The sequence below is a fragment of the Terrabacter sp. AAH1 genome (genome assembly GCF_054456855.1).
This window is the reverse complement of record NZ_JBTJJV010000001.1, coordinates 807,517-832,966: the sequence shown is the minus strand read 5'-3', so window position 1 is coordinate 832,966 and position 25,450 is coordinate 807,517. Positions and strand designations below refer to the sequence as shown.

Annotated in this window: 28 protein-coding genes; 19 read left to right on the top strand and 9 right to left on the bottom strand. The window is 71.9% G+C overall.

Going from position 1 to position 25,450, the window contains the following annotated elements; genetic code table 11:
• Window positions 1-9: 9 nt before the first annotated feature.
• Together ACXR8F_RS03910 and mshD are read right to left on the bottom strand one after the other, a co-directional pair.
• A complete protein-coding gene (locus ACXR8F_RS03910) occupies window positions 10-2,313 on the bottom strand; it encodes an RNA degradosome polyphosphate kinase (RefSeq protein ID WP_458798798.1) in 2,304 nt (767 codons plus the stop codon).
• Between the two features lie 44 nt (window positions 2,314-2,357).
• Entirely contained in the window at window positions 2,358-3,323 is a 966-nt protein-coding gene (mshD, locus tag ACXR8F_RS03905; RefSeq protein WP_458798797.1) for a mycothiol synthase, read from the bottom strand.
• Between the two features lie 183 nt (window positions 3,324-3,506).
• Here mshD and ACXR8F_RS03900 point away from each other — a divergent pair, with 183 nt between their 5' ends.
• A complete protein-coding gene (locus tag ACXR8F_RS03900) occupies window positions 3,507-5,315 on the top strand; it encodes a bifunctional metallophosphatase/5'-nucleotidase (RefSeq protein ID WP_458798796.1) in 1,809 nt (602 codons plus the stop codon).
• A gap of 77 nt (window positions 5,316-5,392) precedes the next feature.
• Here the strand turns inward: ACXR8F_RS03900 and ACXR8F_RS03895 are convergent, their stop codons facing one another.
• Complete coding sequence (locus ACXR8F_RS03895) at window positions 5,393-6,097, bottom strand: response regulator transcription factor (protein ID WP_458798795.1); 705 nt, start codon at window positions 6,095-6,097, stop codon at window positions 5,393-5,395.
• 80 nt (window positions 6,098-6,177) lie between these two features.
• Here ACXR8F_RS03895 and ACXR8F_RS03890 point away from each other — a divergent pair, with 80 nt between their 5' ends.
• Complete coding sequence (locus ACXR8F_RS03890; RefSeq protein WP_458798794.1) at window positions 6,178-6,435, top strand: MoaD/ThiS family protein; 258 nt, start codon at window positions 6,178-6,180, stop codon at window positions 6,433-6,435.
• A gap of 6 nt (window positions 6,436-6,441) precedes the next feature.
• Entirely contained in the window at window positions 6,442-7,254 is an 813-nt protein-coding gene (locus ACXR8F_RS03885) for a hypothetical protein (RefSeq protein ID WP_458798793.1), read from the top strand.
• 41 nt (window positions 7,255-7,295) lie between these two features.
• Here the strand turns inward: ACXR8F_RS03885 and ACXR8F_RS03880 are convergent, their stop codons facing one another.
• Window positions 7,296-7,667: a DsrE family protein gene (locus ACXR8F_RS03880; RefSeq protein WP_458798792.1), complete on the bottom strand. Its 372-nt coding sequence runs from the start codon at window positions 7,665-7,667 to the stop codon at window positions 7,296-7,298.
• A gap of 23 nt (window positions 7,668-7,690) precedes the next feature.
• Here ACXR8F_RS03880 and ACXR8F_RS03875 point away from each other — a divergent pair, with 23 nt between their 5' ends.
• The 9 genes from ACXR8F_RS03875 to ACXR8F_RS03835 all read left to right on the top strand — a co-directional run bounded on the left by ACXR8F_RS03875 (window position 7,691) and on the right by ACXR8F_RS03835 (window position 14,186).
• Window positions 7,691-8,188 carry a heme-binding beta-barrel domain-containing protein gene (locus ACXR8F_RS03875; RefSeq protein WP_458798791.1) on the top strand — a complete coding sequence of 166 codons (498 nt, stop codon included), beginning with the start codon at window positions 7,691-7,693 and terminating at the stop codon, window positions 8,186-8,188.
• 49 nt (window positions 8,189-8,237) lie between these two features.
• Entirely contained in the window at window positions 8,238-9,284 is a 1,047-nt protein-coding gene (ygfZ, locus tag ACXR8F_RS03870) for a CAF17-like 4Fe-4S cluster assembly/insertion protein YgfZ (protein ID WP_458798789.1), read from the top strand.
• A 35-nt stretch (window positions 9,285-9,319) separates the two neighbouring features.
• A complete protein-coding gene (locus tag ACXR8F_RS03865) occupies window positions 9,320-10,174 on the top strand; it encodes a beta-keto acid cleavage family enzyme (RefSeq protein ID WP_458798788.1) in 855 nt (284 codons plus the stop codon).
• A 71-nt stretch (window positions 10,175-10,245) separates the two neighbouring features.
• Window positions 10,246-10,716: a helix-turn-helix domain-containing protein gene (locus tag ACXR8F_RS03860; protein WP_045190936.1), complete on the top strand. Its 471-nt coding sequence runs from the start codon at window positions 10,246-10,248 to the stop codon at window positions 10,714-10,716.
• 1 nt (window position 10,717) lies between these two features.
• Window positions 10,718-11,698 (top strand): hypothetical protein, encoded by a 981-nt coding sequence (locus ACXR8F_RS03855; RefSeq protein WP_045190934.1) that lies wholly within the window; start codon window positions 10,718-10,720, stop codon window positions 11,696-11,698.
• 150 nt (window positions 11,699-11,848) lie between these two features.
• Window positions 11,849-12,841 carry an asparaginase gene (locus tag ACXR8F_RS03850; RefSeq protein ID WP_458798787.1) on the top strand — a complete coding sequence of 331 codons (993 nt, stop codon included), beginning with the start codon at window positions 11,849-11,851 and terminating at the stop codon, window positions 12,839-12,841.
• 10 nt (window positions 12,842-12,851) lie between these two features.
• Window positions 12,852-13,277 carry a D-aminoacyl-tRNA deacylase gene (dtd, locus tag ACXR8F_RS03845; protein ID WP_458798786.1) on the top strand — a complete coding sequence of 142 codons (426 nt, stop codon included), beginning with the start codon at window positions 12,852-12,854 and terminating at the stop codon, window positions 13,275-13,277.
• A gap of 53 nt (window positions 13,278-13,330) precedes the next feature.
• On the top strand, window positions 13,331-13,645 hold the full coding sequence (locus ACXR8F_RS03840; RefSeq protein WP_045190931.1) for a DUF2516 family protein: 315 nt from the start codon (window positions 13,331-13,333) through the stop codon (window positions 13,643-13,645).
• Window positions 13,646-13,727: 82 nt separating this feature from the next.
• Window positions 13,728-14,186: a phosphomannose isomerase type II C-terminal cupin domain gene (locus ACXR8F_RS03835; RefSeq protein WP_052677284.1), complete on the top strand. Its 459-nt coding sequence runs from the start codon at window positions 13,728-13,730 to the stop codon at window positions 14,184-14,186.
• Between the two features lie 124 nt (window positions 14,187-14,310).
• On the opposite strand, the gene ACXR8F_RS03830 is transcribed toward ACXR8F_RS03835, so the two are convergent.
• Complete coding sequence (locus tag ACXR8F_RS03830; RefSeq protein WP_458798785.1) at window positions 14,311-15,243, bottom strand: MEDS domain-containing protein; 933 nt, start codon at window positions 15,241-15,243, stop codon at window positions 14,311-14,313.
• Window positions 15,244-15,413: 170 nt separating this feature from the next.
• Window positions 15,414-16,214 (bottom strand): methyltransferase domain-containing protein, encoded by an 801-nt coding sequence (locus ACXR8F_RS03825; protein WP_458798784.1) that lies wholly within the window; start codon window positions 16,212-16,214, stop codon window positions 15,414-15,416.
• 113 nt (window positions 16,215-16,327) lie between these two features.
• Between ACXR8F_RS03825 and mshA the strand changes: the two genes are divergently transcribed.
• The 3 genes from mshA (at window position 16,328) to ACXR8F_RS03810 (ending at window position 18,969) form a co-directional block, all read left to right on the top strand.
• Window positions 16,328-17,647 carry a D-inositol-3-phosphate glycosyltransferase gene (gene mshA, locus ACXR8F_RS03820; RefSeq protein WP_458798838.1) on the top strand — a complete coding sequence of 440 codons (1,320 nt, stop codon included), beginning with the start codon at window positions 16,328-16,330 and terminating at the stop codon, window positions 17,645-17,647.
• Window positions 17,648-17,724: 77 nt separating this feature from the next.
• Entirely contained in the window at window positions 17,725-18,201 is a 477-nt protein-coding gene (locus ACXR8F_RS03815; RefSeq protein ID WP_045191098.1) for a YbjN domain-containing protein, read from the top strand.
• Window positions 18,202-18,225: 24 nt separating this feature from the next.
• Window positions 18,226-18,969 (top strand): phosphoglyceromutase, encoded by a 744-nt coding sequence (locus tag ACXR8F_RS03810; RefSeq protein ID WP_045190928.1) that lies wholly within the window; start codon window positions 18,226-18,228, stop codon window positions 18,967-18,969.
• 62 nt (window positions 18,970-19,031) lie between these two features.
• On the opposite strand, the gene ACXR8F_RS03805 is transcribed toward ACXR8F_RS03810, so the two are convergent.
• Together ACXR8F_RS03805 and phoU are read right to left on the bottom strand one after the other, a co-directional pair.
• Complete coding sequence (locus tag ACXR8F_RS03805; protein WP_458798783.1) at window positions 19,032-19,967, bottom strand: type IV toxin-antitoxin system AbiEi family antitoxin domain-containing protein; 936 nt, start codon at window positions 19,965-19,967, stop codon at window positions 19,032-19,034.
• Window positions 19,968-20,108: 141 nt separating this feature from the next.
• The gene (gene phoU / locus ACXR8F_RS03800; RefSeq protein WP_045190926.1) at window positions 20,109-20,825 is read right to left on the bottom strand and encodes a phosphate signaling complex protein PhoU; all 717 of its coding nucleotides are present in this window, start codon (window positions 20,823-20,825) and stop codon (window positions 20,109-20,111) included.
• A 318-nt stretch (window positions 20,826-21,143) separates the two neighbouring features.
• Here phoU and ACXR8F_RS03795 point away from each other — a divergent pair, with 318 nt between their 5' ends.
• Together ACXR8F_RS03795 and ACXR8F_RS03790 are read left to right on the top strand one after the other, a co-directional pair.
• Window positions 21,144-22,478 carry a sensor histidine kinase gene (locus tag ACXR8F_RS03795; protein WP_458798782.1) on the top strand — a complete coding sequence of 445 codons (1,335 nt, stop codon included), beginning with the start codon at window positions 21,144-21,146 and terminating at the stop codon, window positions 22,476-22,478.
• Between the two features lie 56 nt (window positions 22,479-22,534).
• Window positions 22,535-23,218, top strand: a complete 684-nt coding sequence (locus ACXR8F_RS03790; RefSeq protein ID WP_045190924.1) for a response regulator transcription factor — start codon at window positions 22,535-22,537, stop codon at window positions 23,216-23,218.
• Between the two features lie 100 nt (window positions 23,219-23,318).
• Here ACXR8F_RS03790 and ACXR8F_RS03785 read toward each other — a convergent pair whose 3' ends face one another.
• Window positions 23,319-23,840, bottom strand: a complete 522-nt coding sequence (locus tag ACXR8F_RS03785; protein WP_458798781.1) for a hypothetical protein — start codon at window positions 23,838-23,840, stop codon at window positions 23,319-23,321.
• 318 nt (window positions 23,841-24,158) lie between these two features.
• On the opposite strand from ACXR8F_RS03785, the gene ACXR8F_RS03780 reads away from it, so the two are divergent.
• A complete protein-coding gene (locus ACXR8F_RS03780) occupies window positions 24,159-24,641 on the top strand; it encodes a CarD family transcriptional regulator (protein WP_030199704.1) in 483 nt (160 codons plus the stop codon).
• Window positions 24,642-24,655: 14 nt separating this feature from the next.
• Window positions 24,656-25,357: a 2-C-methyl-D-erythritol 4-phosphate cytidylyltransferase gene (ispD, locus tag ACXR8F_RS03775; RefSeq protein WP_458798780.1), complete on the top strand. Its 702-nt coding sequence runs from the start codon at window positions 24,656-24,658 to the stop codon at window positions 25,355-25,357.
• The last annotated feature ends 93 nt before the right edge of the window (window positions 25,358-25,450 follow it).

Here is a 25,450-nt window from a genome sequence, read left to right as displayed (position 1 = left end):
GTATGCCGGTCAGCGCCGGCGCGCCTTGCGGCGCCGCTTGTCGTGGCGCTCGATGAGCTTCTCCTGCAGGTCGTCGAGCGGCTCGCCCGACTCGGAGAGGTGGTGGCGCACCCAGCGGCCGTCGGACCCGAGGTCCCAGCGCGACGTCGTCTCGGCGAACGCGAGGTCGATGAGGTCGGCCAGCTCGACGATGTGGCCCGGGTCGGCGATGCGCACGAGCGCCTCGACGCGGCGGTCGAGGTTGCGGTGCATCATGTCGGCGCTGCCGATGTAGACCTGCGGGTCGCCGCCGTGCTCGAACCAGAACACGCGGGAGTGCTCGAGGAAGCGCCCGAGGACCGACCGCACGCGGATGTTCTCCGAGAGGCCCTCGACGCCCGGCCGGATCGCACAGATGCCGCGGACCCAGATGTCGACGCGCACGCCGGCCATGCTCGCGCGGTAGAGCGCGTCGATGGTGGCCTCGTCGACGATGGAGTTCGCCTTGAAGACGATGCGTCCGGGCGGGGCGTCCTTCGACCGGTTGCGGTGCAGCTCGATCTCCTCGTCGACGAGGTCGATGAGGCCCGAGCGCACCGAGCGGGGCGCGACGAGCAGGCGCTTGAACTTGCTGCGGGGCGCGAAGCCGGAGAGGAGGTTGAAGAGGCGCGAAAGGTCTTCTCCCACTTGGGGGTCCGTGGTGAAGAGGCCGAAGTCCTCGTAGACGCGCGCCGTCTTCGGGTTGTAGTTGCCGGTGCCGATGTGGCAGTAGCGCACGAGGCCCTCGGACTCCTGGCGCACGACGAGACAGAGCTTCGCGTGGGTCTTGAGGCCGACGACGCCGTAGACGACGTGGACGCCCGCCTCCTCCAGCTTGCGGGCCCACGAGATGTTGTTGACCTCGTCGAAGCGGGCCTTGATCTCGACGACCGCGAGCACCTGCTTGCCCGCCTCGGCGGCGTCGATGAGGGCGTCGATGATGGGGGAGTCGCCCGAGGTGCGGTAGAGCGTCTGCTTGATCGCGAGCACCTTGGGGTCGTTCGCCGCCTGCTCGATGAACGCCTGCACCGACGTCGAGAACGAGTTGTAGGGGTGCTGGACCAGCACGTCCTTCTGTCGCACCGCCGCGAGCAGGTCGATGGCCTTGGCGCTCTCGGTCGGGGCGAAGTCGGGGTGGGTGCGCGGGAAGAACTTGGCGAACTCGAGGTCGCTGCGGTCGACGTCGGCGATGGTGAACAGGCCCCGCAGGTCGAGCGGCGTCGGCAGGCGGTAGATCTCGCGGTCGCTGATCTGCAGCTCGCGCGCGAGCATGTCGAGGACCTTCGGGTCGATCTCGTCCTCGACCTCGAGCCGGATCGGCGGGCCGAAGCGGCGCCGCGTCAGCTCCTTCTCGAGGGCGGTCAGGAGGTTCTCGGCGTCGTCCTCCTCGACCTCGAGGTCCTCGTTGCGGGTGACCCGGAACGAGAAGTGCTCCATGACGATCATGCCGGGGAAGAGCTGGTCGAGGTGGCTGGCGATGACGTCCTCGAGCGGCACGAACCGCTTGCGCTCGACCTCCGCGTCGACGTCCTCCTCGACGAGGATGAAGCGGGGCAGGCTCGGCGGCACCTTGACGCGCGCGAAGTGCTCGCTGCCGGTCTTGGGGTTCTGGAGCAGCACGGCGAGGTTGAGCGAGAGCCCCGAGATGTAGGGGAAGGGGTGCGCAGGGTCGACGGCCAGCGGGGTGAGCACCGGGAAGACACGGTCGGCGAAGAAGTAGTGCAGCGGCTCGCGGTCGTCGTCATCGAGGTCGTCCCAGCGCACGATGGTGATGCCCTGGTCCTCGAGCGCCGGACGCACGTCGTGCTGGAAGACGGACGCGTGCTGCAGCATGAGCTCGTGCGCGAGCCGGGCGATGCGCTCGATGAGCTCGCGCGGCTCGAGACCTGCGGCCGTGCGCACCGCGAGCCCGGTGGCGATGCGGCGCTTGAGGCCCGCGACGCGCACCATGAAGTACTCGTCGAGGTTGTTCGAGAAGATCGCGAGGAACCGGGTGCGTTCGAGCAGGGGGACCGCGGGGTCCATGGCGAGCTGGAGCACACGCTCGTTGAACTGCAGCCAGGACAGCTCGCGCTCGAGGTAGCGGTCGGCCGGCAGCTCGCCCTCGTCCTCGGGTGCGCCGGTGCCGACGAAGCGACCGTTGGAGGCACGCGCCGGGACGCGCCGCGTCGGGACGGTGGCCGCGAACGAGCTGACCTCGGCGGCCTCGGTCGTCGTCTCCTCGGTCGTCGTCTCCTGGGCGGACGCTGCCTCGGGCTCGTCGAGGTCGGTGGTCGTGAGGCTGCCGGTGCTCATCTGCCCATCGTGGCACCGATGGGCGACCGGAGGGTGAACTCGTCTCAGCCGTGGGCGGTCCGGTCACCGTCCGAGGGCCGGGCCGAGGTCGCACGGGCGTACTGCCGGTGCACCTCGACGTCCTCGAACCCGAGCCGGCGGTAGGTGTGCACGGCCGCCGTGTTCTCCTCGTCGACGTAGAGCACGACCCTGTCGAGCCCGAGGGAGCGCAGGTGGTCGAGGCCGAGCACTGTGACGGCGCGGCCGAGCCCCTCGCCCTGGTGGTCGGGTGAGACGGCGACGACGTAGACCTCGCCGACGTCGCCGCCGGGCGGGTCGACCTTCGTCCAGTGCGAGGCCACGAGCGTGTCGGGATGGTCGGCCTCGACGACGAGGATGAGGCCGGCAGGGTCCCACCACGGCTCGCCCATCCGCTGGTCGAGGTCGGTCCGGCGCAGCGAGCCCTGCTCCGGGTGGTGCGCGAACGCGGCGGCGTTGAGTGCCAGCCACGCCTCCTCGTCACGTCCGGGCTCGAAGGTGCGCACGGCATACCTCGGGTCGACCGTTGCCTCGGGCCACGGGTCGCCACCCGTGAGCGACCGACCCATGACGTGCAGCGAGCGCACGGGCACGAGCCCGCGCGCTGCGGCGAAGCCCGTGGCCGCGTCGGCGGCCGCCCCCACCGCGTGGCTCCAGAGGCGTATGCCGTCCGGCAGGGCTTCGAGCAGTGCCGTGCCGACGCCGGCGCGGCGGGCGGTCGGGGCGACGACGAGCTCACCCGAGGGCGCCCCGTCCGGCGCCTCGCCCGTGCGGGACTGGGCGTAGCCGACGACCGTGCCGTCGTCGGCGAGCGCGAGGACGTGCTCGACGCCGTCGTGCTCGCGAGCCCGCACGGAGAGGAGGAACTGCTCCGAGAGGGGCTGCGCGCCGTCGTGCGCTGCGGCCGCCAGGGCGAGCGCCAGCACCGCCTCGGCCGCCTCGTGGGTCAGCGGGTGCGTGGCGTCGTGGCGGGCGATCGTCGGGCGCGGCATACGGCGATTCCACCACGACGCGTGCGGCTCCCGGCGCCGACGGTCCGGACTCCCCGCCCGGGTCCGACTGGACATCCGGCCTTTACCGAACCATTGCCTCGCAAACCCCAAATCGCCCGTGTGCGGAGATACCCTCCCCGGGTGCCCGCGGGCACGTTCACCATCCATGAGCAAGGGGAAGACATGTCCCGTTCCACCCGCCGCATCGCCGGCGTCGCGGTCGCAGGTGCCTGCGCCGCTGCGCTCGCGGCCCCGGCCCTCGCCGCACCCACCGCGGGGTCGAGCACCGGTAGCGCCCCCGGCAAGACCCAGTTCGACATCCAGCTGCTGTCGTTCAACGACTTCCACGGCAACCTGGAGGCGCCCGGCGGCTCCGGCGGTCGCATCACGATCGACCACTTCTACACGGACGTGGACGACATCGACGGCGACGGCAACCGCACCGAGCAGATCAACTTCGTCAACGCCGGCGGCGTGGAGTACCTCGCGACGGAGCTCGCCCAGGCACGCAAGGGCCACCCCTACTCGCTGACCGTCGCCGCCGGTGACATCGTCGGAGCCTCCCCGCTCCTGTCCGCCGCCTTCCACGACGAGCCGACCGTCGAGTCGATGAACAAGCTCGGCCTCGACGTCACGTCGGTGGGCAACCACGAGTTCGACGAGGGCTACAAGGAGCTCCAGCGCCTCGCCCACGGCGGGTGCATCGACGACGGAGCGGGCCAGAACAACCAGAACTCCTGCCCGGACGGGGTGTTCGGCGGAGCCGACTTCGACATGCTCGCGGCCAACGTCGTCGAGACCTCGAGCGGCAAGACGATCCTGCCGGCCTACACCGTGAAGAAGTTCAACGGGGCCAAGATCGGCTTCATCGGCATGACGCTCGAGGGCACGCCCAGCATCGTCACCGCCTCCGGTGTCGCCGGCCTGTCGTTCAAGGACGAGGCCGAGACCGCCAACGCTCTCGTGCCCGTGCTCAAGGCGCAGGGCGTCAACGCCATCGTCGTGCTGCTGCACGAGGGCGCGGCTCCGACGAAGAGCGGCCAGTCCTACGACTGGGCCTGCCAGACCGGCGGCTCCATCTCCGGCGCGCTCGTCGACATCAACGCGAACCTCGACCCGGCCATCGACATGGTCGTCTCCGGCCACACGCACCAGCCCTATGTCTGCGCGCTGCCCGACCCTGCCGGCAAGCCGCGTCTCGTCACGTCCGCCTCGTCGTTCGGTCGCCTCTACACCGACACGACGCTCACGTACGACCGCCGCACCTCCGACATCGTCCGGCCGACGACGGCCACCTCGGCCAACCACATCGTCGAGCGCACCGTCGCCAAGGACCCGGCCCAGACGGCCCTCATCGCCCGGTACAAGACTCTGGTCTCCACGATCGCGAACAAGGTCATCGGCCAGGTCGCGGGCTCGGTGGTCAGCCGCACTCCCAACGCCGCGGGCGAGTCCCCGCTCGGTGACCTCATCGCCGATGCCCAGCTCGCCGACCCGTCGGTCGTGACGGGCGGCCAGACGCCCGTCGTGTCGTTCATGAACGCCGGCGGCATCCGAGCCGACCTCGTCGAGAACTCCGACGGCAACGTCACCTACGAGGCGGCGTTCACGGTCCAGCCGTTCAACAACTACCTCGTGTCGCTGACGCTCACGGGCCAGCAGATCATCGATGTGCTGAACCAGCAGTTCATCAACTCGTCCGGCGCGCCGCCCCGGCCCTACGTGCTCGCCACGAGCGCCGGCCTGACGTACACGCACAACCGGGTCTCGGTCAGCGACGTCAAGATCAACGGTGTGGCGGTCAACCCCACGGCCACCTACCGCGTGGTGACGAACAACTTCCTCGCCGACGGCGGGGACGGCTTCCCGGCCTTCCGCGGTGGCACCGACCGGTACTTCGGCGGGCTCGACATCGACGCCTTCTCGAACTACCTCGAGAAGCACTCGCCCTACACCGCACCGCCGCTGGACCGCGTCACGTACACGCCGTGACCGCCTGACGACGGTGGACCGACGAACGGTCCGGTTCCCTCGGGAGCCGGACCGTTCGGCATACCGGCTCGACCGGTTCAGGCGTCGGCGGGCTGGGCTGCGGGAGCCTCGGGACGGTCGGGCACGAGCCGGTAGCCGACGTTGCGGACCGTGCCGATGAGGGCCTCGTGGTCGGGGCCGAGCTTGGCCCGCAGTCGCCGCACGTGCACGTCGACGGTGCGGGTGCCGCCGTAGTAGTCGTAGCCCCACACCTCCTGCAGCAGCTGGGCCCGGGTGAAGACCCGGCCGGGGTGCTGCGCGAGGTACTTGATGAGCTCGAACTCCTTGTAGGTCAGGTCGAGCGGGTGGCCGCGGAACTTCGCCGAGTAGCTCGCCTCGTCGATGACGAGGTCACCCGACGTGATCGGCATGTCGAGGTCGGCCTCGTCGTCCTGGCCCTTCGTCATCGCGAGGCGCAGCCGCGCGTCGACCTCGGCGGGCCCGGCGGAGTCGAGCAGCACGTCGTCGAGGCCCCACTCGGCCGTGAGGCCGGCGAGGCCGCCCTCGGTGAGGACGGCCAGCAGGGGGGTGCCGATCCCGGTGGTGCGCAGCACCCGGCACAGCGACCGGGCGCTCGCGAGCTCCCGTCGCGCGTCGACGATGACGACGTCGCAGTCGGGGGAGTCGACGAGCGCGGTGGCCTCGGCAGGCAGGATGCGCACCGTGTGGCTCAGCAGCCCGAGCGCGGGCAGCACCTCGGCGCTCGGGGCGAGCGCGTTGGTGAGCAGCAGCAGTCGGGCCATCTCATGCAGGATAGGCGAGACTGGTCACCGGGGGACGGGACCACACCAACGATGAGACACCTGCCATGAGACGGAGCGAGATGCCCACGACAGCGGCCGCGCCGACGGTCACCGTGCGCTACTGGGCGGCCGCGCGCGCGGCGACCGGCACCGACAGCGAGGAGCGCTCGGGCGCGACGGTCGGCGAGGTCGTCGACGCTGCCGTGCAGGCGCACCCGGACCTCGGGCGCGTGGCGAGGGTGGCGAGCTTCCTGCTCGACGGCCGCAAGGTCACCCGGGAGCAGGTCGTGGACCCGGGAGCCACCGTCGAGGTGCTGCCGCCGTTCGCCGGAGGGTGATGCACAATGGCCCCCGTGCCTGACGACGACGCAGCCCGCGCGGGAGCCCCCGAGGGGACGCTCCGCGTGCCGCTGTCGCCGGTCCGCGCCGACCGCATCCGCTGGTTCGGCGTCGTCGCGACGTTCGTGGCCGCCGTTGCGCTCCTCGTCGCCCAGGGCACGGGGTATGCCGCCACGCTGAGTGTCACCCTCGTGCTCGCTCTCGCCGTGGCGTGGGGCTGGCCGCTGTTGAGCGGCTCCTACACGCCGATGGCCACCACCGTGGCGCTCGGCGTCAGCTCGGTGGCGATCGTGCTGAGCGCCTTGCGCCAGGACCTGCTCTGGGTGCCCGCGGCCGTCGCGTTCGGCATCCTGCTCGCCTTCTTCGGCCAGCTCGTGCGCCGCACCGGCCGAGAGGGACTCGTGCTCACCCTGCTCTCGGCGTTCGGCGGACTCGCCGTCATCGCGTCGGGCACGACCGCCGTCGTCGCGGCCAACAGCGACCGCGGTCAGGCCGTCGCGGTCGTCGCCATGGCCGCCGTGGGTGCGGCCGTCGCGGTCGACCTGCTGCCGGGCGTCAAGGTGCTCGCGCCCTTCCTCGGCCTCGTGGCGCTCGCGGTGTCCGTCGTCGCCGCGCTCGTGGCGGCCAGCTTCTTCGACGAGGTCGCCGCGCTCGAGGCGCTCGGCATCGGCGCGGCCGTCGGCACGGTGTCGTGGTCGTTCCGGCGCGTGCTGTCGCTGCAGCCGGCGATGCTGACGCGCCGCGGCCAGGTCGGCTCCGGCGTCGGCTCGGTGCTCGTGGTCGGCGCCGTCGTGCACCTCTTCTCCGTCCTCACCTGACGCGCACCTCAACCGTCGAGAGGCCAGTTCGAGGTCCCGTGTCAGTAGACGAGGGCCTGGGCGCCCGGGGCCAGCGCCTCCTCGACGAAGACGGCCGCGCCCTTGATGACCGCGCCCTCGACGAGCTGGTCCTCGGTGAGCTCGCGCCGGGCCGCGCACTGCGTGCAGACGGTGAGCCGGCCGCCCGCGATGACGGCGTCGCGCAGCTCGGCGAGCGGGGCGGCATACGGCAGCTCGAACTCCTCCGCCCGCCCCGGAACGGCCATCCACGTCGACTCGCCGGTGAGCCACAGCGACACGTCGACCCCGCTCGCGACGGCGGTCGCGGCCACCGTGAAGGCCTGCGAGAGACGCTCCGGCGCCTCGGTTCCGGCGGTGACCTTGACGACGAGCGAGCGCGCGGGGGTGTCCATGGGATCAGGCTACGATCGGGCGCATGTTCAACCTCGACCAGGACATCCCGGAGCCGCTGCGTCCCCTCGCGTGGCTCATCGGACGCTGGGAGGGCGCCGGGGTCGTCGGCTACCCCACGATCGAGTCGGCGCACTTCGGCCAGGAGATCGAGGTGACCCACGACGGGCGGGGCTTCCTCAAGTGGGAGAGCCGAGCCTGGATCCTCGACTCCGAGAACGGCGCCAAGGTGCGCCCGGCTGCCGTCGAGTCCGGCTTCTGGCGCCCCTTCGAGAACGGCGAGGTCGAGCTGCTGCTCGCCCACCCGACCGGCATCCTCGAGCTCTACTACGGCGAGATCCAGCCGGCCAAGGTGCAGCTCAAGACCGACGGCGTGCTGCGCGCGCCCGGTGCGAAGGAGTACAACGCGGCGACGCGCATGTACGGCCTCGTCGAGTCGCAGCTCATGTGGGTCATGGACATGGCGGCGGTCGGCCAGGAGATGCAGAGCCACGTGTCCGCCACGCTCAAGCGCGTCGAGTGACGTCGGTGGCCTTCGGAATGAGCCGTGTGCCGTCAGCGTTGCCCCGAGCATGAGCGACGTCGAGCTGCCCACGCGTCCCACGACGGCCCCGAGCCCGCTGCTCGCGCGGCCGGGTGCGGTCGCGGGCGAAGGCCTCGAGGCGGGTGTCGCCCTGCACTACGGCGACCCGATGCGCGAGCAGCGCCTCCTCGAGGAGGGCCTGGCCGTGGTCGACCTGTCGCACCGCGACGTCGTCACCGTCACCGGGCCCGACCGCCTCAGCTGGCTGCACTCGCTCACCACCCAGCACCTGCTCGACCTCGAGCCACGCCAGTCGCGCGAGGCGCTGATCCTCACACCCAAGGGCCACGTCGAGCACTCGCTCCACCTCGTTGACGACGGCGGGACGACGTGGGTCACGACCGAGCCCGGCGCGGGCGGCGCTCTCGGCGAATGGCTCGACCGGATGCGCTTCATGCTGCGCGTCGAGGTCGCCCTCGTCACCGACGCGTGGGCCGTGCTCGGCGAGCCGCACGCGAGCGAGTCCGCCGACGGCGAGCCCCTCGCGTGGCGCGACCCGTGGCCCGACCTCGTCGGCGACACGACGGCATACGGCCCCGTCGACGACCACCCGGGAACCGAGCGCTCGTGGCGCGAGGTGCTCGTGCCGCGCGCCGACCTCGTTGCCGCAGTGGGCGATCGACCCCTCGCCGGCCTGTGGGCGGCCGAGGCGCTGCGCATCGCCGCCTGGCGGCCACGGCTCGGGCTCGAGACCGACCACCGCACGATCGTCCACGAGGTCGACTGGCTGCGCACCGCCGTGCACCTGCACAAGGGCTGCTACCGGGGCCAGGAGACGGTGGCCCGCGTGCACAACCTCGGCCGGCCGCCGAGGCGCCTGGTCTTCCTCCACCTCGACGGCTCGGGCCACGTGCTGCCGGCGCGGGGGAGCGATGTGTATGCCGGAGACCGCGTCGTCGGCCACCTGACCTCGGTGGGTCGCCACCACGTCGACGGGCCGATCGCGCTTGCCGTGATCAAGCGCAACACCGACCCCACGCTCGACCTGCTCGTCGAGGGGCTCTCGGCGGCCCAGACGACGATCGTCGCCCCCTGACCGAGGCGCCCCCGGGCGCTGGCAGGATGTGCGGCATGAGCACCGCACGCACCGCCGCGAGCACCCTGATCACCGTCGCCCCGACGGGCGCCGAGACCGCCAAGACCGACGTACCGGCCCTGCCGACGACACCCGAGGAGCTCGTCGAGACGGCGATCGCCTGCGAGCAGGCCGGCGCGGCGCTCATCCACATCCACGTGCGCGACCGCGAGCACCAGCCCACCCTCGACGGTGCCTTCCTCAAGGAGGCGGTCGACGGCGTGCGCGAGGCGACCGACCTCATCGTGCAACTCTCGACGGGCGGCGCCGTCACCGACCCGCTCGACCAGCGCCTCACGGTGCTCGACGCCGACCCCGACTCGTGCTCGCTCACGTGCGGCACGACGAACTTCGGCGACGGCGTCTTCCTCAACCCGTGGGGCTTCATGGTCGACCTCTACAAGCAGGCGCAGGAGCGCGAGGTCGTGCCGGAGTTCGAGCTGTTCGAGCTCGGCCACGTGCACGCGCTGCGCCGCCTCATCGACGAGTGCGGCCTGCCCTACGGCGGCAAGGTGCACGTCGACTTCGTCACCGGGGTGCCCGGGTCGATGCCCGGCACCCCGCAGGCCCTCATGGCCGGCGTCGCGATGCTGCCCGAGGAGGTCACGAGCTGGTCGGCCACCGGCATCGGCAGGGCGCACCTGCCGATCGTCGCCGCAGCCCTCTCCGCCGGGGGCCACCTGAGGGTCGGCATGGAGGACAACCTCATGTACGCCAAGGGTCGCCCGGTCGAGCACAACCGCGAGCTCGTGGCGCGCGCGGCGCAGATCGCCGAGGTCATGCAGCGCCCGGCCATGACGACCACGGAGGCGCGGGCGATGCTCGCCATCAAGGACCGCCGGACGCGCTGACGCGAGAGTGTGGGGCGGCTCACGCTGCCCAGAGTTTGCATTCTGCTTGCTTTAGTTAGCACAATGGAGGCATGAGCAAGCTTCCGCTACCCGACCTGGGGGCCTACCTGCGCGAGCAGCGCGAGGGTGCCCAGCTGTCGCTGCGCCAGCTTGCCGAGATGGCCGGCATCTCCAACCCCTACCTGTCGCAGATCGAGCGAGGGCTGAAGCGCCCGAGCGCCGAGATCCTGCAGCAGATCGCCAAGGGACTGCAGGTCTCTGCCGAGTCGCTCTACGTCCGGGCCGGCATCCTCGACGAGCGGGTCGTCGACCACGACCCTGCCGCCCGCCCCGACGTCCTCTCCGCCATCGCGGCAGACCCGGTCCTCACCGACCGGCAGCGCGCGGTGCTCGTCGACATCTACCTGTCGTTCGTCGGCGAGGACGAGACGTCAGCACCCCAGACCCCTCGCAAGAAGCCGGCAGCCCGCCGGCGCCCCGCGCGCAGCAGCGTCGCTGACGCGACCCCCGAGCTCAACGAGTCCATCCACAAGGAGAACTGACATGGCTCTCAGCAAGAAGATCAGCAAGGCCGTCAAGGACGCCCAGAAGCAGGCCGAGGCCGCCGTGGCCGACGTGCGCGGCCAGCTCGGCCAGATCGACGGCAAGCTGCCGGAGGTCGCGGTCGACCCGACGCCGTTCTACGCCGTCGTCGGCGCCGCCAACATCGCCATCGACACCGTGCGCTCGGCGAGCGAGCAGCTCGACGCGGCCCGCAAGCAGGCCAAGCAGGTCGACCTGCGCAAGGGTGCCAAGAAGGAGGCGGACCAGCTGCAGAAGGAGCTCCAGAAGCGCATCGTCGACCTCCAGGGCCGCACCATCGAGCTGCAGAAGCTGGCCACGAAGTACGCCGACCGCTTCGTCACGCAGGCACAGGACCTCCCGGCCCGCGTCCTCAACGAGGGCCTCGTCATCGCGAGCAACGCCAAGGACCAGTACGACGCCGCGGCTGCCCGCGGCGAGAAGGTCGTCACCGACCTGCGCGCCCAGGGTGAGCGCACCGCCTTCGGTCTCGCCGAGCGCGGCACCGCCACGGTGACCCGCGGCCGCCGCGTCGCCGAGACGGCGGTCAGCGAGGGCGAGAAGGTCGCCCAGAGCCTGATGGACGTCGTCGTCAAGGACGCCTCGAAGGTCGGCGCGCAGGTCGAGAAGTCGGCCGAGGCCGTCGAGGCCGCCGCTGCCCCGGTGGAGCCGAAGCGCACCGCCGCCCACGAGAAGGCCATCCGCAGCTCCTCCGCCAAGAAGGCTGCCGCCACGCGCAAGGCCGACGAGGTCGAGGCCACGACGACCCGCAAGGTCGCCGCCCGCTCCTCGGCCACGACCGACGACCCGAAGGCCACGGCGGCCCGCAAGACCGCCCCGGCCAAGCGCGCCGCCAAGAAGACGGCGAAGAAGGCGACGACCACCGCTACGGCCGCCACCAAGAGCGCCGCGAAGAAGGCCACGCCCGCCAAGAAGACCGCCGCCACCTCCACGGAGTCCTGAGCACCGGTCGACGCCACGGCGTCCCCTCCGCACGAGGCCGTCACCCGATGGGGTGGCGGCCTCGTCGCATCCGCGGCCCGCTGCGTCACGAACGGCGCACCCGCGACCTCGCCGCAGGCACCTGCGGCACGCTCCGGCATACTGCGGGGCGTGTCGGAACACGCAGCCACCACGTCCACCCCCGTCAGCGCGGCACTCTCGGCAGCGCCGGTCGTCGCCCACGTCGTGCGAGCCGGTTTCGTCGAGTCGGTGCACCACGGCACCGCCGTCGTCACGGCGCCCGACGGCTCCGTCGAGCTGGAGATCGGCGACCCGAGCGGGCCCGTCTTCCCCCGCAGCTCGAGCAAGCCCATCCAGGCGCTCGCCATGGTGCGCCACGGCCTCGACACGGATGGCCGGCTGCTCTCGCTCGCCTGCGCGAGCCACTCCGGCGAGCAGTTCCACGTCGATGCGGCGCGCGAGATCCTCGCCGGCGCGGGCCTGGCCGAGACCGACCTGCAGAACACGCCCGACTACCCCTACGACGACGCCGCGCGCATCGCCTGGATCGCCGAGGGCAAGCCCAAGCAGTCGATCGTGCAGAACTGCTCGGGCAAGCACGCCTCGATGCTCGCGACCTGCGTCGCCAACGGCTGGGACCTCGAGACCTACCGCGACCCGTCGCACCCGCTGCAGGTGGCCGTCGCCGACACGGTGCGCGAGCTCACCGGCGCCGAGCCGGCGGCCGTCGCCGTCGACGGCTGCGGGGCTCCGATCCATGCCGTTCCGCTGAGCGCGCTGGCGCGGGCCTTCGGCCGCATCGCGTCGGCCACCGACGGCGCCGAGGCGAAGATCGCCCGGGCCGTCCGCGACTTCCCCGAGTACCTCGGCGGCACCCACCGCGACGTCACCACGCTCATCCGCGGCGTCGACGGCCTGGTCGCCAAGGACGGCGCCGAGGCCGTCTACGCCGTCGGTCTGCGCGACGGGCGCGGCATCGCCGTCAAGGTCGCAGACGGCACGTCGCGGGCACGGAGCGTCGTGCTCGCCGCCGTGCTGCGCCGCATCGGCGTCGGCAGCGACGAGGTGCTCTCGGTGCTGGAGCACGCGCCGGTGCTGGGCCACGGCCAGCCCGTCGGGGCCGTCGTCGCCGTCGGCATCTGAGGCCGGTCCGGTGCGGGCGGTCCTCCAGCGCGTCACGAGCGCGCGCGTCGAGGTCGACGGCGAGGTCGTCGGCGCCATCGACCGCGCCGGGCTGCTCGCCTTCGTGGGCGTGACCCACGACGACGGGCCCGACCAGGTCGAGCGGATGGCTCGCAAGATCTCAGAGCTGCGCATCCTGCGCGACGAGCAGAGCCTCGTCGACGCCGGGGCACCGGTACTCGTCGTCAGCCAGTTCACGCTCTACGCCGACACCCGCAAGGGTCGCCGGCCGTCGTGGAGCGCGGCAGCCCCCGGCCCGGTGGCCGAGCCGCTGGTCGCCGCGCTCGTCGACGCACTGCGTGCCCGGGGCGTCGAGGTCGAGCAGGGACGCTTCGGCGCGATGATGGAGGTCTCGCTGGTCAACGACGGTCCGGTCACCCTCGTGATCGACGCGTAGCCGCGTCTGGGAGAACGCTGGGAGCTCTCAGCGGCGCGGGTTACGCTTCGTCCATGCAGCTGTACTCGGGGTTCCAGAACGTCGTCCTCCTCGTGCTCGGGGCGGTCGCGCTCGGCTGTGAGGTCTTCGCGTTCGTCGACGCCCTGCGCCACCCCGACAAGGCCTACGTCGCCGCCGGCAAGCGCACGCGCACGTTCTGGCTCGCCATCCTCGGCGTGGCGCTCGCCATCGGTTTCGTCACCCTCTTCAACCCGCTCAGCCTCTTCGGCCTGCTCGCTTTCGTGGGCGCGGCCGTCTACCTCGCCGACGTCCGCCCCGCCCTGCGCCAGGTGCGCGGCATCGGCGGCCGGTCCAGCGGGGGCTGGTGAACACCGGTCGTCGTTCCGGCGTCCGGTTCGGGTGGGCCGTCCCGGTAGGGCACACTGGGCACTCACCGACGATGGGGGAACCATGACCGACCAGCACCGAGCTGGCAGCGTCTCCGCGCTCGACCCGCACCAGCACGAGCACGAGCTGGGGCCGACGCACACGCCCGACGACTACGACCTCGGCGACCGCAACCCCGCCGACGACATCTTCGTGGCCGAGCGACCCTGGGGTCAGTTCCAGCAGTTCGTCTCCAACGAGCAGGTCACGGTCAAGATCATCACGGTCCAGCCGGGCCACCGGCTCTCGCTCCAGCGCCACGACCACCGAGGCGAGATGTGGCAGGTGCTCGACGTGCCGATCGACGTCACCGTCGGCGACCGGTCGTGGAGCGCGCAGCCCGGCGAGACCGTGTGGGTGCCGCGCAACTCGATCCACCGCATGGGCAACTCGGGTGACCGTCCCGGACGCCTGCTCGAGGTCGGCTTCGGCCACTTCGACGAGGCCGACATCGAGCGCCTCGAGGACGACTACGTCCGCTGACGCGGGTCCACGAGCAACACACCACGTATGCCGCCGGGCTCGGCCCGGCGGCATACGCATGCTCGGGGCCCCTCCCGCGCGCAGACCGGTCCACAGCCTGGAGCGGAGACCCTCGACCCGCGGGTCAGCCGGCGCGGGTGCTGGTCGGGCGCGCCGTCAGCTCGGCCCAGACCACCTTGCCGCCCGGCAGGGGGCTGGATCCCCACCGCTCGGCCAGCGCCTCGACGATGTGCGCACCGCGGCCGCTCACGTCGTCGATGGTGATCTCGCGCCGCTCCAGCGGGGTTTCCGTGGTGTCCTCGACGCCGACCCGCAGCCTTCCGCGGCGCTGGTCGACGACGGCGCGGAACGGCGAGTCGGCATGGCGCAGGGCGTTCGTCGCGAGCTCGGAGACGATGAGCGCGGCGTCGGGAGCGAGCTCGCCGTGATCCCAGGACCGGAGCACGTCTACGACGAAGTGCCGTGCCGCCGGGACCGACTCGGGGATGGGCAGGTAGACGCGCGAACAGGCGTGCCCCGCCTCCACGACACCGCCCTCCTCCCAGACGGCGCTCGGCGGCAGCAGGTCGGTGTGCAGCTCGCAGACCCGGCGCACGTCGACGAGCTCGGCGTGCTCGAACGCGCCGGTGGGGTAGGCGCACAGCAGCGTGAAGTCGTGTGCGCGCAGCAGCTGGTTCCACAGCAGCTCGAGCTCGATCGCAGGCTCGACCAGGCCGTTCTGCCAGAGCTGCGACACCATCTCGCCGAAGGCCCGGATCGGGACCCCGGCGGACGAGGCCTGCGCGATGACCTCGTTGGCCCGGAGGAGGAAGCGGTCGGGGTCGATGCGCCCGTCGAGCATGATCTGCTGCAGCGTCGACTCGGCGTCGAGAGCGAGGTAGCGGCCGTGCTCGGTGCGGGCGGCCGGGTCGTAGCCGCGCTGCGCGAGCAGCTCGGCGACGGCGTGGCGGTGCTGCTCGGTGGCCACGACGACGACGCACTCGTCGCGGTCCCACCCGTCCGCGACGAATCGCGCGACGGCGTCGATACCCTCACTGTCGAGTGCGTAGAAACTCACTGCATGGCCTCGCCCCCAGGCGGTCATGCCGTCGAGCGACATGGTGCCGATGCTACGCCGACGACGGGCGGGCAGGTCGAGTGTTTCGCCTGTGAATTCGCCGGAAGTCGCGCCAGCCGGTTCGAGGTGATGGCGCGTCACCCGTGACGCGCCATCACCTCGAACGAGGGTCAACGGGTGGTCGGTGCCACGGCGGACCAGTCGACGGTCACCTCACCCAGCCGCCACCGCGACGGCCCGTCGAGCAGTGGCCAGCGCGCGCGCACGTCCTCGCACATGGCGAGGAAGCGCTGGCGGGCACCCCACGAGGACTGCGGAGCGCTCCGGGCCCACGCGCCGTCGAGGTCGTCGAGGAAGGCGTGCACGGGCTCGCCCGGCACGTTGCGGTGGATCAACGACTTGGGCAGCCGCTCGGCGACGTCGGAGGGCCGCTCGAGCCCTCCCATCCGCAGCGAGATGGTCAGGCTGAGCGGCCCGGAGGCGTCGACGGCCACCCAGGCGGCACGCCTGCCGATCTCGTCGCACGTCCCGTCGACGAGCAGACCGTCGGGGGCCAGGCGGTCCTGCACCATCGCCCACGCGTCGGCGACCTCGTGCTCGGCGTACTGGCGCAGCACGTTGAAGGCGCGCACGACCGTGGGGCGCGTTCCGTCGTCGAGCGGCACCTCGAAGCCGCCGAGCCGGAACGTCAGCCCGTCACGCTCGAGTGGCCGTCCGGCGGCGACGCGCTCCGGGTCGATCTCGATGCCGACCACCTGCACGTCGGGACGCACCTGTCGCAGCCGGTCGTGCAGCTCGACGGCGGTGATGGGCGAGGCGCCGTAGCCGAGGTCGACGACGACCGGCGGGGTGGGGGAGCGGCGCAGTCGCCACCCCTGCGGCCCGGCGATCCACCGGTCGCAGCGGCGCAGCCGGTTCGGGTTGGTCGTCCCGCGCGTGATGGTCCCCACGGGGCGTGCTGGGCGGGCCACGCCCGCAGCCTAGCCACCCCCGGTCGATGTATCGGCGCGGCCCTGAGGCCGCCGGAATACATCGAATCGGTGGTGTGGTTGAGTCGGGGAGAGCACGTGTGCACGACGAAGGGATGCCGACGGTGGCCGATCCGAGACGGGTGGCGATGATCAGCGTCCACACCTCACCGCTCGAGCAGCCGGGCACGGGCGACGCGGGCGGCCTCAACGTCTACGTGGCCGAGACCGCGAGGGAGCTCGCCGCACGCGGCGTCGAGGTCGACATCTTCACCCGGCGCACCACGGGCGAGACCCCGGTCGAGGTCGAGCTCACGCCCGGGGTGACGGTGCGCCACGTGACCTCGGGGCCCTACGAGGGGCTCGCCAAGGAGGACCTCCCCGGCCAGCTGTGCGCCTTCTCGGCCGGCATCATGCAGGCAGGGCTGTCGGTGCCCGAGGACCACTACGACCTCGTCCACTCGCACTACTGGCTCTCGGGCCAGGTGGGGTGGCTCGCCGCCGACCGCTGGCGCGTCGCGCTCGTCCACACGATGCACACCATGGCCCGCGTCAAGAACCTCCACCTCGCCGAGGGCGACCGCCCCGAGCCGCGCGGCCGCGAGATCGGTGAGGTCCAGGTCGTCGAGGCCGCCGACCGGCTCATCGCCAACACCGACGACGAGGCCCGCGAGCTCGTCGAGCTGTATGCCGCGCCGCCGGCGAAGGTGTCGGTCGTCCCGCCCGGCGTCGACCTGTCGACCTTCACCCCCGGTGACCGGCTCGCCGCGCGCCGCGAGCTCGGGCTGCCCGTCGACGGACAGCTGCTCCTCTTCGTCGGGCGCATCCAGCCGCTCAAGGCGCCCGACGTGCTGCTGCGCGTGGCCGACGAGCTACTGCGCCGCGACCCGTCACGCCGCCAGCACCTCACCGTCGCCGTGCTCGGCGGGCCCAGCGGCAGCGGCCTGACGCGTCCGCACGAGCTCGAGGAGCTGTCGCGCGCGCTCGGCATCGACGACGTCGTCCGCTTCGTGCGCCCGGTCGGCCGGCCCGTGCTCGCGCAGTGGTACCGCGCCGCCGACCTCGTGCTCGTGCCCAGCTACTCCGAGTCGTTCGGGCTCGTCGCCATCGAGGCCCAGGCGTGCGGCACCCCCGTTGTCGCGGCCCGCGTGGGTGGGCTGCCCACGGCCGTCGGCGACGCGGGCGTGCTGGTCGACGGCCACGGCATCCCCGACTGGACCGACGCCGTCGAGTCGCTGCTGCACGACGACCGCCGGCGCCTCGAGCTCGGTGACGCCGCAGTCCGTCACGCAGCCCAGTTCGGCTGGGCGGCCACGACCGACCGGCTGTTCGACGTCTACCGCCAGGCGATCCGCGAGCGCGCCACCGGGTCGGCCGAGTCGCCCATCGACGAGGGGCAGAGTCTCGTCGGCGTGCCCACGGCGGTGATCCCGTGAGCGCCCCCAGCAACGGCAGCAACGGCAGCCGCCCCGACGCGGCCCGTCGCGGACCGGGCCCCGACGCCGAGGCCCGCCTGACGGCATACCTCGGCTCGGTCGGGCTCGAGTGGGAGCTCGGCGGGCGGCCAGGGGAGTACGTCGTCACCCTGCCCGGCGAGAAGAAGCTCAAGACGGTCCTCTCGGTGCTGGTGCGCGACCGCACGACGAGCCTCAGCGCCTTCGTCATCCGCAACCCCGACGAGAACCACGAGGCGTTCTACCGCACCCTGCTCCGCAAGAACCTGCGGCTGCAGGGAGTCGCGTACGCCATCGACAACGACGGCGACGTCTACCTGCGCGGCGAGGTGCCGACGGTCGCGCTCGACGCCGAACACCTCGACCAGCTCTTCGGCATCGTGCTCGCCGCGAGTGACGACGTCTTCAACGAGCTGCTCGCGCTCGGCTTCCTCGGGTCGATGAAGAAGGAGTGGGCGTGGCGCGTCTCGCGCGGCGAGTCGACCCGCAACCTCGACGCGTTCCGTCACCTGCTGGACGACGGCTCGGGCGCCTGACCGGCCGTCGCTAGGCTGGCCGCCATGACCTACACGCTCGTCCTCGTCCGCCACGGCGAAAGCGAATGGAACGCCAAGAACCTCTTCACCGGGTGGGTCGACGTCGACCTCACCGACAAGGGCCGGGCCGAGGCCGTGCGGGCCGGCCAGCAGCTCAGGGACGCCGGCATCCTGCCCGACATCGTGCACACGTCGGTGCAGCGCCGGGCCATCAACACCGCCAACCTCTCGCTCGACGCCGCCGACCGCCACTGGATCCCGGTCAAGCGCGACTGGCGCCTCAACGAGCGCCACTACGGCGCGCTCCAGGGCAAGGACAAGAAGCAGACCCTCGCCGAGTTCGGTGAGGAGCAGTTCATGCTGTGGCGTCGCTCCTACGACGTGCCGCCGCCGCCCATCGACCCCGACGACGAGTACGCCCAGACGAACGACCCGCGCTACGCCGGGCTCGGCGCCGCGATGCCGTCGACCGAGTGCCTCAAGGACGTCGTCACCCGTCTCGTGCCCTACTGGGAGAACGAGATCCAGACCGACCTCGCCGACGGGCTGACCGTGCTCGTCGCAGCGCACGGCAACTCGCTGCGGGCCCTGGTCAAGACGCTCGACGGCATCTCCGACGAGGACATCGCGGGCCTCAACATCCCCACGGGTATGCCGCTCGTCTACGAGCTCGACGAGCAGTTCCGTCCCGTGACGCGGGGTGGGCGCTACCTCGACCCCGAGGCCGCCAAGGCTGCGGCCGAGGCCGTCGCCAACCAGGGTCGCTGACCCGCACCACGTCCGGCCCGTGGAGGGTTGACGCTGCCCTGGCGACGTCAACCCTCCACACCTCAACCCACCGGGCAGGCCCGGCGTCGGCAGCGGCGGGCTGACCCCCGCCATCCGCGGCCGTGGAAGATCGCCTCGAGCTCCAGCGCGGTCTCGCACGGCGTCACGGCGACGTCGCTCCAGTAGACCCGGACCGTCAGCCAGCGGCCGGCCGCGTTGCGACGGTCGCGACGGCCGTCCCGCTGCTGGTTCGCCCAGCCGGCATGCCCGAGCCGCCCGTCCACCTCGACCTTGACCCGCAGGTCCGGGTAGTCGTTGTCGCACCGGGTGCCGCCGGGCCCGTCGGCCTGGCGCACCGAGGCCGGCAGCCCGTGGGCCTGCTCCACGTCGCGCGTGAAGCGACGCTCGGCCGGGCTCTCGGTGCCGGCGGCGACATCGGCGAGAACCTCGAGCAGCAGCGTGCGGTGCGACTGGTTCGGCCGCTGAGCCAGGGCGAGGCGCAGGTTGCGCACGGTCGTCCGATGCGTCCCCACGGCCTTGGCCACGAGAGCCACGGCGCGGTCGAGCGGCTGGCCCTGCGCGAGGTCGAACACCGTGTGGTCGATGCCGATCCGATGTGGCCAGGCCCGCTCGTCGGTGCGTTCGTAGGCGTGGCGGCTGCGGCTGACGACGATGCCTGGGGTCGTCTCGGGCCGGCGGTCGACCGGGACGACCAGGTGCACGTCGCGCGCCGGTTGTGGCACGAGCCCCCAGAGGAACCCTGCGCTCGGCCCGCAGAGGGCTGACGGGATGCCGACCCGCAGCAGCGCGGCGAGCGCCCGGGCGTGCCAGTCGTCACGACCGGGCGTCGTGGAGTAGACCCCGCGCTGCACCTGGACCCACCGACCGGACTCGACCTTCCAGCGGATCGCCGCGTCGGTCAGACCCGACTCGAGTGCCTGGGCGCGGGTGACGAGCCCGAGCTGCGAGCCGGCGACGGCGCGGAGGTCTCGGCGCATGGGTCGAGCCTGCCGCGGTCGACCGGGTGGCCGGGCGCGCTGTCCCCAGGCACACGGCATACGGCATACGGCACGGCATACGCGTGGAGGGTTGACGCTGCCCTGGCAACGTCAACCCTCCTCGGGACGGGCGCGGTCTGGTCAGGCGTGCCTGTCGTGCTCGATGGACTCGAGCACGTCGGCGTCCTCGGCGTCCTCGTGGTCGTAGCTGACCTCGGAGTCGTACTCACCCGTGACGAGGTAGACGACCCGGCGGGCCACCGAGACGGCGTGGTCGGCGAACCGCTCGTAGTAGCGGCCGACGAGCGTCAGGTCGAGGAGCGCGCTGCGCGACCAGCTCGTGTTCTCGTCGAGCAGGGCGGCGAAGAGCTGCCGGTGCAGCTCGTCCATCGCGTCGTCGTCCTTCTCCAGGGTGATGGCGGCGGCGACGTCCTTGCTGGCGATGATCGATCCGCACTTGGCGACGATGGCCTCGGCGACCTGTCCCATCTGCAGGATGTGCGAGCGCAGCTCGGGCGGCACCGCGGAGTCGGGCGTGCGCAGGCGGGCGACCTTGGCGACGTGGCGCGCGAGGTCGCCCATCCGCTCGAGGTCCGAGCTCATGTGCATCGCCGTGACGACGATGCGCAGGTCGGTCGCGACCGGCTGCTGGCGGGCGAGCAGGTCGATGGACATCTCGTCGAGCTCGATGCGGATGTCGTCGAGCTTGCGATCGGCCTCGATGACCGACTCGGCGAGATGGACGTCGGCGTCGAGGAGCGCGGTCGTGGCGCGCGAGATGGCGGACCCGGCGAGGCGGGTCAGCTCGACGAGCTGGTCCGAGATCGTGTCGAGGTCCTCGTGGAACTGGTCGCGCATGGTCTTCCTGTCAGTTGCCGGTCGTGCCGATGGTGCCGATGGCGGCTCAGTCGCGCCGTCGTGGCTGTCAGTCGCTGGTCATAGTGGTTCTGGTGCGGGGCGCGGCGCTGGTCGTGTCTGGCTTCGTCGTCCTCCAGCCTGCCACCACGCGGGCCCGCGGGAGGCACACCGCGCGGCGAGACACCAGCCCCGCTGGTGCAGAGGCTCGCAGGGCTTCGTGAATGCGTGGGGACGCTCAGGTGAACACTGGGTTCGTGCCGCGCACGACGCGTACGTGCATGGTCTGAGCGTCCCCCATCGATGCGTACGCTGAGTGTCGTGGACCCGACGACCGCGGCAACGCTCGGTGGCATCGCCGGCCTCGCCCTGGGCGGCCTGGCGATGGTCGCCGTGCGCCTGTCGGACCGGTCCACCGCGGCCGACGACCCGGCGCCGCCCGACCCGCCGCTGCCCCCGGGCGTCGGTGAGGTCATCGCGGTCCTGCGCTCGAGCGGCATCGTCGTCGACTCCTCCGACCGCGTCGTCAACAACTCGCCGGCCGCCGTGGCCCAGGGCCTCGTCCGCGGCCAGGAGCTCGTCCACCCGGAGCTGCTGCACCTCGCCCGTGCGGTCCGGCGCGACGGCGTCATCCGTGAGGCCGAGATGGTGCTGCGCAAGGGTCTCGGCGACGGCCGCCTCGTGGTCGCGGCCCGCGTGGCGCCCCTCCGCGGCGACCACGTGCTGCTGCTCGTCGAGGACCGGTCGAAGGCGGCGCGCGTCGAGGAGATCCGCCGCGACTTCCTCGCCAACGTCAGCCACGAGCTGAAGACACCGGTGGGCGGCATCTCGCTGCTCGCCGAGGCCGTGCTCGACGCGCACGACGACCCCGAGGCCGTCGCCCGCTTCGCCAAGCGCATCAGCGTCGAGTCCACGCGCCTCACGCGCCTCGTCAAGGAGATCGTCGAGCTGTCGCGCCTGCAGGGTGCCGACGTCGTCAAGGACCCCGCCATCATCGACGTCGGCGCGTGCGCGCGTGACGCCGCCGACCGCAGCCGCCTGCTCGCCGAGGAGAGCCGGATCGAGCTCGCCGCTGCGGTCGACGAGGGCTGCGAGGTCTGGGGCGACGCCGAGCTCATCACGACAGCCATCAGCAACCTCATCGGCAACGCGATCGCATACTCCGAGAACGGCACCCGCGTGGGCGTCAAGGTGCGCCGCGGCAGGCCCGGAGTCGTCGAGGTCTCGGTCACCGACCAGGGCCTCGGCATCCCGGCCGACGAGCAGCAGCGCATCTTCGAGCGCTTCTACCGCGTCGACACGGCCCGCTCGCGCGCGACCGGTGGCACAGGCCTGGGCCTGGCCATCGTCAAGCACGTGGCCGACAACCACGGCGGCAACGTGTCGGTGTGGTCGGAGGTCGGCCGCGGCTCGACGTTCACCATCGAGCTGCCGGCCGCCAACGCGTCGGCCTCCATCCAGCCCGCCACCGAGCCCGCGCCCGCCCCTCCCTCCACAGACCCACCCGGGGCGTATGCCGCCGGGCCGGTCGCCGCACCGACGGCACCGGCGCCCTCGGCCGGCTCCGAAGCCGTCACGAGAGCCGAGTCCGACGTCGAGACCGATGCCGAGACCGACGCGCGCCGGGCCGGTTCCGGACCGACCGTCAACGCCTGAACCCTCGAACCCGACCCACCCCGCCGGCCAGCCCACCTGACCCTGAGAGGCCCGTCTTGAGTCGCATCCTGATCGTCGAGGACGAGGTGTCGTTCTCCGACCCGCTGTCCTACCTGCTCAAGAAGGAGGGCTACGACGTCGCCGTGGCCGAGACCGGCCCCGACGGGCTGGCGGAGTTCGACAAGAACGGCGCCGACCTCGTGCTGCTCGACCTCATGCTCCCCGGCCTCTCGGGCGTGGACGTGTGCCGGGCCCTGCGGCAGCGCTCCTCGGTGCCCGTCATCATGCTGACCGCCAAGGACAGCGAGATCGACAAGGTCGTGGGGCTCGAGATCGGCGCCGACGACTACGTCACCAAGCCCTACTCGAGCCGCGAGCTGCTGGCGCGGGTCAAGGCGGTGCTGCGGCGCCTGGCCGAGCCGGAGGACCTGCTGCCCTCGACGCTCGAGTCGGGCCCGGTGCGCATGGACGTCGAGCGCCACACCGTGAGCGTCGACGGGCGGTCGGCGTCGCTGCCGCTCAAGGAGTTCGAGCTGCTCGAGATGCTGCTGCGCAACTCGGGCCGGGTGCTCACCCGGATGCAGCTGATCGACCGGGTGTGGGGCAGCGACTACGTCGGCGACACCAAGACCCTCGACGTCCACGTCAAGCGCCTGCGGGCCAAGATCGAGCCCGACCCGAGCAACCCGGTGCACATCGTCACCGTGCGTGGGCTCGGCTACAAGTTCGAGGCGAGCTGAACCGGACGACCTGACGCACGAGGAGCGGCCCACCGTGCGGTGGGCCGCTCCTCGCGTACGTGCTGGGCCTTGCTCCCAGGCGCAGGCCGGGTGGGTGTGGTCAGGCGCCGGTCGGCGCCGGCGTGACCGTGGCGTAGTAGCCGGTGGCCGGCAGGACGGGGACCTTGACGACCGCGGTGCCGCCCGTGCTCGACGTGACCGTGACCGGGACGACGCCGCCGGGCTTCGCCGTGACGCCGGTCAGCTGCAGGCCCTTGCTGGCCAGGCTGACCTGCTCGCGGGGGCGGAGCTGCACCTCGGAGCCGGTGGGCTGCGTCGTCGCGTTCGGGTCGGCCTGGGCGGCGATCTGGACCGTCATCTCCTGCTGGCCGAGGTTGACGGCCGAGCCCGAGATGACGACGGTGCCCTTGCCGTCGCCGATCAGCGCGAGGTCGCGCACGGCGAGCTGGCCCACGTCGGCGGGCACGCCGTCGGCCGGGACGTACTGGACGTCGGTCTGCACGGGGGAGTTGACCTGGCAGCCGGCCGTCACGGCGGCGAGGGCCACCCCGGCCAGCACCGTCGACACCCGACGGGTGGACGGGCGACGCGCGGGGGCCTGGGCGAGGATTCGACGCTTCACGGGCGACAGCCTACCGGCGGCCGCGTCGGGAGCGTCGTGCACCCGCCGCGAGGTGCCCCTCGGGCGCCGGCGACCGCACCGGAGGGTGGGTTCGGGTGTCCCGGAGCCGACCGGACGGCCGCCGTGGGGCCGCCGTGGGGCCGCCGGAAGGCCGTGGCGAGGGCCGCTCGATGCACGCCAAAGGGCTCTCTGTCAAGACGTCCGGCATGACGTCCTGGGGCCGGACTGTGGCTCTGACCTGCGATGATGCCGGTTCCTCAAATCGCGATGGGCGCTGGATCGTGATAATCTGGAGGTCGCGAAAGGGGAAAACAGCAGATGGTTTTCAAGGTCGGCGAGACGGTCGTGTACCCCCACCACGGGGCTGCACTCATCGAAGAGATCAACACACGCACGATCAAGGGAGAGGACAAGCTCTACCTCAAGCTCAAGGTCGCTCAGGGTGACCTGACGATCGAAGTGCCAGCCGAGAACTGCGACCTCGTGGGCGTTCGTGACGTCGTGGGTCAGGAGGGTCTGGACCGCGTGTTCGAGGTGCTGCGCACCCCGCACACGGAGGAGCCGACCAACTGGTCGCGCCGCTACAAGGCGAACCTCGAGAAGCTCGCGTCGGGTGACGTCATCAAGGTCGCCGAGGTCGTGCGCGACCTGTGGCGTCGTGACCAGGACCGCGGCCTGTCCGCCGGTGAGAAGCGGATGCTCGCCAAGGCCCGCCAGATCCTCGTCTCCGAGCTCGCGCTCGCGGAGAAGACCGACGAGGAGAAGGCCGAGACCATCCTCGACGAGGTCCTCGCGTCCTGAGCAGCTCACACCACATGACCGGAGCCGGTCGCGTCGGCGTCATCGTCGTCGCGGCCGGCTCCGGTTCACGTCTGGGGGCCTCGGTCCCGAAGGCGTTCGTGCCCCTCGCCGGGGTGCCCCTCCTCGGGCACGCCCTGCGGGGGGTTCTTGCGTGCGTGGCCGTCTCCGAGGTCGTGCTCGTCGTCCCCGCGTCCCACGTCGAGAGCGCGCAGGCGATCGCCGAGGCCGTATGCCGTGAGGTCGGGCCGGCGGGCGCCGTGACGGTCGTCGTGGGTGGCGCCGAGCGGGGCGACTCGGTGGCGTCCGGGCTCGGTGCCTTGTCAGCGGGCGTCGAGGTCGTGCTCGTGCACGACGCGGCACGGTGCCTCACCCCGGTCGAGGTCTTCGACCGGGTCGTGGCTGCGGTCACGGCGGGGGCCGTTGCCGTCGTACCGGGCACGGCGGTCGTCGACACGGTCAAGCAGGTGGACGTCGACGGTCTGGTCGTCGCGACGCCCGATCGCTCGTCGTTGCGGGCAGTCCAGACGCCCCAGGGCTTCCGCCGCGACGTGCTCGTGCGCGCCCACGCAGCGTCGAGCGACGCGACCGACGACGCCGGGCTCGTCGAGCGTCTCGGTGAGCCAGTGCTCGTCGTCGACGGTGACGCTCGCGCGTTCAAGGTGACGACGCCGGCCGACCTCGAGACAGCCGCGCGCCTGCTCGCCGAGAGCACCTGACCCGAACGCTCCCGTTCGACGCGTCGCGCGGTCACCGGTGACCGCGCACAACATCCAACGGGGGAGTTGCCTATCCTCGGCAGCGTGACCGAG